Source organism: Bacteroides sp. (assembly GCF_030151085.1).
GTDB lineage: Bacteria > Bacteroidota > Bacteroidia > Bacteroidales > Bacteroidaceae > Bacteroides.
Genome location: NZ_JASLER010000029.1, coordinates 1 through 6,930, shown reverse-complemented (window position 1 = coordinate 6,930; position 6,930 = coordinate 1). Strand labels below are relative to the sequence as shown.

Here is a 6,930-nt window from a genome sequence, read left to right as displayed (position 1 = left end):
CATCTGTATCAGATCATGGCTAATGAGTTGAAGATTTCTCATGTGGCGGTATCATTTGTTTATATGATGGTGCAATCGGCAGTAATAATCGGATTTATTTATTGTCAGGGCTATAGCTCTATTTATTTGATAAGCTGTATTTTTCTTTTGAGTTTGATTTATATTCTATTTATGAAGAAATATTTCCATTTGCATTTGAGTAAATAATCTGAAGGAAGAAGAAGAATAAGAGTAATAGTCCCCGGTTCTTGTAAAGGAATCGGGGACTATTATTATAGAACGTCTTGATAATACTTATCCTAATTCATAGTGATGCTCATTTGATATAATTTCTTATAAATTTTCACCTTCTATACGAAAATCTTCTCTTTTTATAATTTATTTAGTGTTATTGGTTGCCGATATGCCATTTTTAAATACATTTGCATGCACCGTTTATCAATACACAATTAAAATTAAGAATACTTATGGGAAAATTTAGAATTATTCTTTGTGCTTTATTCATAGCAAGTGTACAGATAGCATTTGCACAAAATATAAGCATAACGGGTACAATTAAAGGGGGAGGAGATGTACTTCCGGGGACTTCAGTATTACTGAAAGGTACAGGAACGGGAACAACGGCCAATGCGGACGGGCACTATGCAATAGAAGCTCCGGCTAATGGTACGTTGATTTTTAGTTTTGTGGGGATGATCTCCCAGGAAATACCTATTCAGGGAAGAAAGGTGATTAATGTAGAGTTAAAAGACGAATCGGTCAATATTAACGAGGTTGTCGTAGTTGCTTATGGTGTTGCCAAGAAATCTACTTTTACAGGTTCGGCTGTTACAGTGAAGGCCGATGTGCTGGAAAAGCGACAGACATCAAGTATCTCGCAATCTTTACAGGGAGTAGCTCCGGGTGTACAAGTCACCATGAACTCCGGTCAACCGGGCGAGAATGCTCAGATACGTATTCGCGGTATCAGTTCTTTGAACACGGGCTCAGAACCACTTTGGGTGATTGATGGTATTCCATACGAAGGAAACTTGAATTCTGTGAATCCGGATGATATCGAGTCGATGACTATTTTGAAAGACGCTGCTTCGGCTGCCTTGTATGGTGCAAGAGGTGCTAACGGCGTGGTAATGGTAACGACTAAAAAAGGTAAGAAAGATCAAGCTCCCACTATCTTTTTGAAAGCAGTGGTAGGTACTTCAAGCCGTGCAGTATCAGAGTATAATAAACTACATACCGTAGACTGGATGCAGATGCAATGGGAAGCCATGCGCAATGGAAGCATTGGTAGCAGCACATTGGGAGGTCTTTCACCCGAGCAGTGGGCTACAGATAATCTAATCAAGAACATTGTTTATAACCCTATCTTCCAGAATGGTAAGGCGGTAGACAAACCTATCGGTATAGATGGAAAGGTACTTCCGGGTTCTACCGTGATGTGGGATGAGGATTGGTATGATGCCGTTACTCAAACTCCTATCCGTCAGGAATACCAGCTTTCTATCTCCGGTGGTGCCAACAAAGTGAGATATGCTGCTTCGTTGGGTTACTTAAAAGATGAAGGTACCACTCGCGAATCTTATTTTACTCGCTACAACGGTCGTCTTTCTTTGGAAGCCGATATATCAAAATGGTTGAGCACAGGTTTGAGTGCTGCTTTTTCGTACAGTGACCAGAACTATCCTCCGCAGGCTTACGAGAACATTGGTTATCCGTATGTATTCTCGCGTGTGGTAGCACCTATCTATCCGGTGTATAAAAGGAATGCGGACGGCAGTGTGATGATGGGTCAAAACGGAACGCCGGTTTTTGACTTGGGTGATGGAGATCCTAAGCGACCTGTTGCATCGGGACAGAACCCGAGAGCTTCCTTGGGCTTGAATACCAAGAAGTATACCAAGACTACTCTGGATCCCAACTGGTGGTTCCAACTCAATATTATCGATGGCTTGACTTTTAAAAACAGCCTGGCGATAAATACATGGCATGGTGATGATGATCAGATGTACAGCCGTGTGTATGCCGATGCCAAGGGACTGGGATACCAATACAAGTATCGTAATAATCAGATGGTGATTAATGCCAATCAGGTACTTTCATATAGCCAGCAGTTTGGCGATCATAACATCGGTTTGATGTTGGGTCATGAATCTTCAAAGAATACCCGCAAATACTTGAGTGCACAAAAGAGTGGTACTTATTCGGATGATTTTCCGGAATTCTCCATGTCGACTACAATGGTTAATCTGAACTCGTACACCGAAGAACTGAATCGTGAAGGTTACTTTGGTCGTGCCAGCTACGACTATAAGTCGAAATACTTTGTAGAAGCAAGTTACCGTCGTGACGCATCTTCACGTTTCTATATTGATAATGCGTGGGGTAACTTTTGGTCAGTGAGCGGTGGTTGGACCTTGACAAGAGAGAAATTCATGGAATCTGTGAAATGGCTTGATTTGTTGAAACTGCGTTTGAGCTATGGTATACAAGGTAATGACAACATGAGTGACTGGTATGCATGGCAGGGATTGGCTTCTACAGGTAGCAACGCTATGAATTATAATGGCAATATGGGTGTTTTCTACTCTAAGATGGAAAATCGTGATTTGACTTGGGAAAAGAATAAATCATGGAATGTGGGTATGGATTTTGCCATGTTAGGCCAACGTATTTCGGGTTCGGTAGAGTTTTATAATCGTCTGACCACTGATATGTTGTTCAGTTTGCCTATGCCTTTGTCCAACGGTTTCAGCCAAAGATACAAGAACATCGGTAGTATGGTGAACCGAGGTGTAGATCTTGATTTGAATGGTATCTTTTATGCCGACAAAAACATTGAAGCCGGTGCACGTTTTAATCTGAGTTATCTGCATAACGAAATCAAGTCGCTTCCGCAAGATAAAATCATCAAGGATGACAAACAATGGCAGAAGGGACATGGTGCTTACGAATTCTATATGTATGAGTATGCCGGCGTTGATCCGGAAACCGGTGATGCATTGTATTACGGTGAAGGTGAGAATGGCAGAATCAAGACTGCTAATATCGGCGAAGCATCTAAATATTATGTAGGAAATGGTTTGGCACCTGTCCAGTTTACCCTTTCACCTTATATTAATTTGTATGGAGTTGACTTCTCGTTCTCATTGAGCGGAACATTCGGAAATCAAGTGTATGATTATGCTTACGAACGTATGATGCATACCGGAGGTAGCTATGGTACACAATGGTCTGCCGATATTTTGGATCGTTGGACTCCGGAAAACCGGAACACAAACATTCCGAAGGTAACGATTGGTGCTAATTCTTACTCCATCGCCTCTTCACGTTTCTTGTTCGATGGCGACTATATGCGTCTGCGTGCTTTGACCTTGGGATATACTTTGCCTAAGACATTGCTTGCAAAAGCACATATCAAATCGGCTCGTATCTATTTCCAAGGTGACAATTTGCTGACCTTTAAGTTAGGTAACCTGCCTGATGGAACCGATCCGGAAGTGTTGAATGGAACTCAAAGTACGAACTCAACTGCAGCACGTACAATCTCATTCGGTATTAATCTCAACTTCTAAAGACTTTAGTTATGAAAAGAAAATTCTTATTATATACGGCTTTGTCCGGAATGCTGATTCTGACAACAACAGGATGTGGCGATTCTTTCTTGCAAACGAAACCTACCGACTCTGTAGGCTCGTCTGAAATGACTGACAATGAATTGAACATCAGTTCTTTGCTTAATGGCACATACAAGAAAATGATGGCATACAATGGTGCCGAATCTACCAATCATGATGATGCATCATATGTGTCGTGGGTGATGAAGAACGAAGTGCGTGGTCTTGATATGATTATCAAACGAGCCCGTTCGCGCTGGTATGCATGGGATTATGAATTCGATGAGCCCAGTCGCCTGGCAAATGACTATCACTCTCGCGTTATCTGGCAATATGCTTACGCCATCATCAAGAACTGTAATGTAGTGATCGAAGCAACTAAGGGTTTGTCTCCCGAATCTTATAAATCATACAACGGCCAGGCCAAAGTGATTCGTGCAATGATGTATCATCAGTTGGTGAGAATGTATCAGAAAGCTTATCGCCTCAATCCCGATGCTGCTGGTGTTCCTTTGATTCTGCTTCCACCCAGTGCAAACTTTTCTGAAGACAAGGATGCCAAAGGACGTGGAAAATTGTCGGAGGTTTACACACAGATGGTTCAAGATTTGAATGACGCAATAGATGTATTGACCAATGCTCGTACGAGCAAAGGTTATATCAATAAGCAGGTAGCATACGGTTTCCTGGCACGTGTTCAGGCAGATATGGCTTATGCCGGTACTGATAATGGCTTTCAGAATGCTTTGTGGGATAAGGTAATAGAAAACGCTCAGGCAGCTTGCGAAGGATTGGGAATTATGGACCGTGCTTCTTGGGAATTAGGCTTCAACGATAATTCTAATAAGGATTGGATTTGGGGCTTTGTTAACGATAGTCAGGGAAATACCGGATATCCGGGTTTCTTCTCTTTCATTGACCGCAGAAGCGGGCGTACCGGTTATCAGAATGTACGTGTGGATAAAGCGTTTATCGATTTGTTTGATGAGTCTGATGTCCGCAAGCTCTTCATGCAAGAACCTGGCAGCAAAGAAGAAGACAACGAATACTGTCCGCTTAAATTCATGGATAATTCACTTAAAACAGGACATATTCCGATGATGCGTGTTTCGGAGATGGTATTGATTCAGGCAGAAGCATACGCAAACAAAGGAGAGTTACAGAAAGCTCAGGACAAACTGGATGAATTGCGTGCCAAACGTATTGAAGGTTATGTAAACGAGGCTCCGGCTGCTACTCGTAATGACATGCTCGAACGCATCTGGAAAGAGCGTCGTAAAGAGCTTTATGGCGAAGGTTTTGCTATGACTGACATCTTGCGCTTAGGCTTTATTGTGAATGGAGAGAAAGCCACTCGTAGCAAGTATCATGGACTTTGGGTAGTAAAAGACTTAAAAGATAATGACAACCGTTTCATTTTCCAAATTCCGGTAGAAGAGTTGAATGCTAACCCGTTAATCACGGATAAGGATCAAAATCCTTAATACCTTTGCTAAAGAACATTCTCTTTTATTAGAAAAGAGCTATTAATGCTTATAGAAAGCGGTGGAGATTCAAATTCTTCACCGCTTTTTTCTAAATTATATGATATCTGTCAGTTTTTAGAAAGGAATTTTCTTCTATCTTTGTGCACGAATTAATTAATTTCTTATACCAAAATGAATACACAAACTACTTATCTTGCTTCGAAACCGCATTATGAGATACTGGACGGTCTTCGTGGCGTGGCAGCGGTTATGGTCGTTGCTTTCCATTTGTTTGAAGCGCATTCCGGTGGAAATCACCTTGAACAATGGATCAATCATGGTTATCTGGCCGTAGATTTCTTTTTTATGCTTTCTGGTTTTGTTATTGGTTATGCTTACGATGATCGTTGGAACCGAATGTCAGTCGGTACTTTCTTTAAACGCCGTATTATTCGTCTTCATCCTATGGTGATCATGGGAAGTATCATAGGGGCTATATTCTTCTATTTTCAAGCTTCTCCTTGTTTTCCGCCTATTGCAGACACACCTGTCGGCAAAATGCTGCTGATTATGTTATTGGGTTGTACCTTACTCCCTTTGCCCCTGAAATGGGATATTCGTGGCTGGACTGAGATGCATCCCCTGAATGGTCCTGCTTGGTCACTCTATTTTGAGTATATTGGTAATATCTTGTATGCTTTGTTTGTGCGTAAGTTTAATAAAGTAGCTTTATCCATACTTGTATTTGTGGCAGGTTGCTTTACAGTACATCTGTGCCTGACGGCTCCTGCTGGTGATATTGTAGGTGGATGGGCACTAAATTGGGAACAACAATACGTAGGGCTTGTGCGCTTAATGTATCCTTTCTTCGGAGGTTTGCTGTTGTCTCGTCTTGGCTGGCTGATACGTATTAACAAGCGGGCTTTCTGGTGGTGTAGCTTGATGATTGTGGTGATTCTTTCTGTTCCCCGTATCGGTGGTGAAGACGGCTATTGGATGAATGGGCTTTACGAGGCTTTCTGCATTATCTGTATTTTCCCGATTATAGTGTCGATGGGAGCGGGAGGTAAAGTTACCGGTAAGCGTTCTACGGCAGTATGTAAGTTCCTGGGAGATATTTCATATCCAGTCTATATCACGCACTATCCGTTGGTATATACTTATACGGCATGGGCATGCAACAATAATGCTACAATGGTAGAAGGTATTCCGTATATGATACTTACTTTTGTTGGCTCTTTTGTTTTGGCTTATGCTTGTTTGAAACTTTACGACGAGCCGGTACGCAAATGGCTGACGGATCGTTTCTTGAAAGGAAAAAAGAAATGAGCCTAAGTACTGAATAACATAAAGAGAAATCCCTCGTTGCAAACTTTGAAGTTTTGCAACGAGGGATTTCTCTTTTTACCAATCTTTTATTTTACATCAATGAATTTCTTAGCTTTCTCCTTCTCTTCTTCTGTGAATTTGGGCAGAGAGATATTCAATACTCCATTTTCTACATGTGCAGCAATCTTATCTTTGTCCACATTGTCAGGAAGAATCATGTTCTGTTGGAATTTGGTATAAGAGAACTCACGACGCAGGTAGCGACCTTCTTTCTTGTTCTCTTCCTTGCTTTCTAATTTCTTTTCCATGCTGATGACCAGATTGTTTTCTTCGTCAATATGAACATTGAAGTCTTCCTTCGTCATACCAGGAACAGCCAGTTCTACTTTGTACTCTTTTTCAGTCTCGAATACATTGATGGCAGGTGCGGTTGCATTTGCTTTTACCATCCAGTCGTTGTCAAAGAAATCATTAAAAATACTTGGCAACCAATTTTGAGTTCTTCTTACAGGCATCATAGT

The 6,930-nt window shown here is 41.4% G+C and carries 4 protein-coding genes and 1 pseudogene; 4 read left to right on the top strand and 1 reads right to left on the bottom strand.

Annotation, left to right across the window (positions count from 1 at the left end):
• The 4 genes and pseudogenes from Q1W14_RS05285 to Q1W14_RS05270 all read left to right on the top strand — a co-directional run.
• Positions 1 to 207, top strand: a pseudogene (locus Q1W14_RS05285) (hypothetical protein); the annotation flags it as partial.
• A 260-nt stretch (positions 208 to 467) separates the two neighbouring features.
• A complete protein-coding gene (locus Q1W14_RS05280; protein WP_300699744.1) occupies positions 468 to 3,572 on the top strand; it encodes a TonB-dependent receptor in 3,105 nt (1,034 codons plus the stop codon).
• 11 nt (positions 3,573 to 3,583) lie between these two features.
• Positions 3,584 to 5,098: a RagB/SusD family nutrient uptake outer membrane protein gene (locus tag Q1W14_RS05275; RefSeq protein WP_300699743.1), complete on the top strand. Its 1,515-nt coding sequence runs from the start codon at positions 3,584 to 3,586 to the stop codon at positions 5,096 to 5,098.
• Between the two features lie 174 nt (positions 5,099 to 5,272).
• Positions 5,273 to 6,409 (top strand): acyltransferase, encoded by a 1,137-nt coding sequence (locus Q1W14_RS05270; RefSeq protein ID WP_300699742.1) that lies wholly within the window; start codon positions 5,273 to 5,275, stop codon positions 6,407 to 6,409.
• Between the two features lie 86 nt (positions 6,410 to 6,495).
• Here the strand turns inward: Q1W14_RS05270 and Q1W14_RS05265 are convergent, their stop codons facing one another.
• Positions 6,496 to 6,927 carry an Hsp20/alpha crystallin family protein gene (locus Q1W14_RS05265; protein WP_300699745.1) on the bottom strand — a complete coding sequence of 144 codons (432 nt, stop codon included), beginning with the start codon at positions 6,925 to 6,927 and terminating at the stop codon, positions 6,496 to 6,498.
• Positions 6,928 to 6,930: the final 3 nt, after the last annotated feature.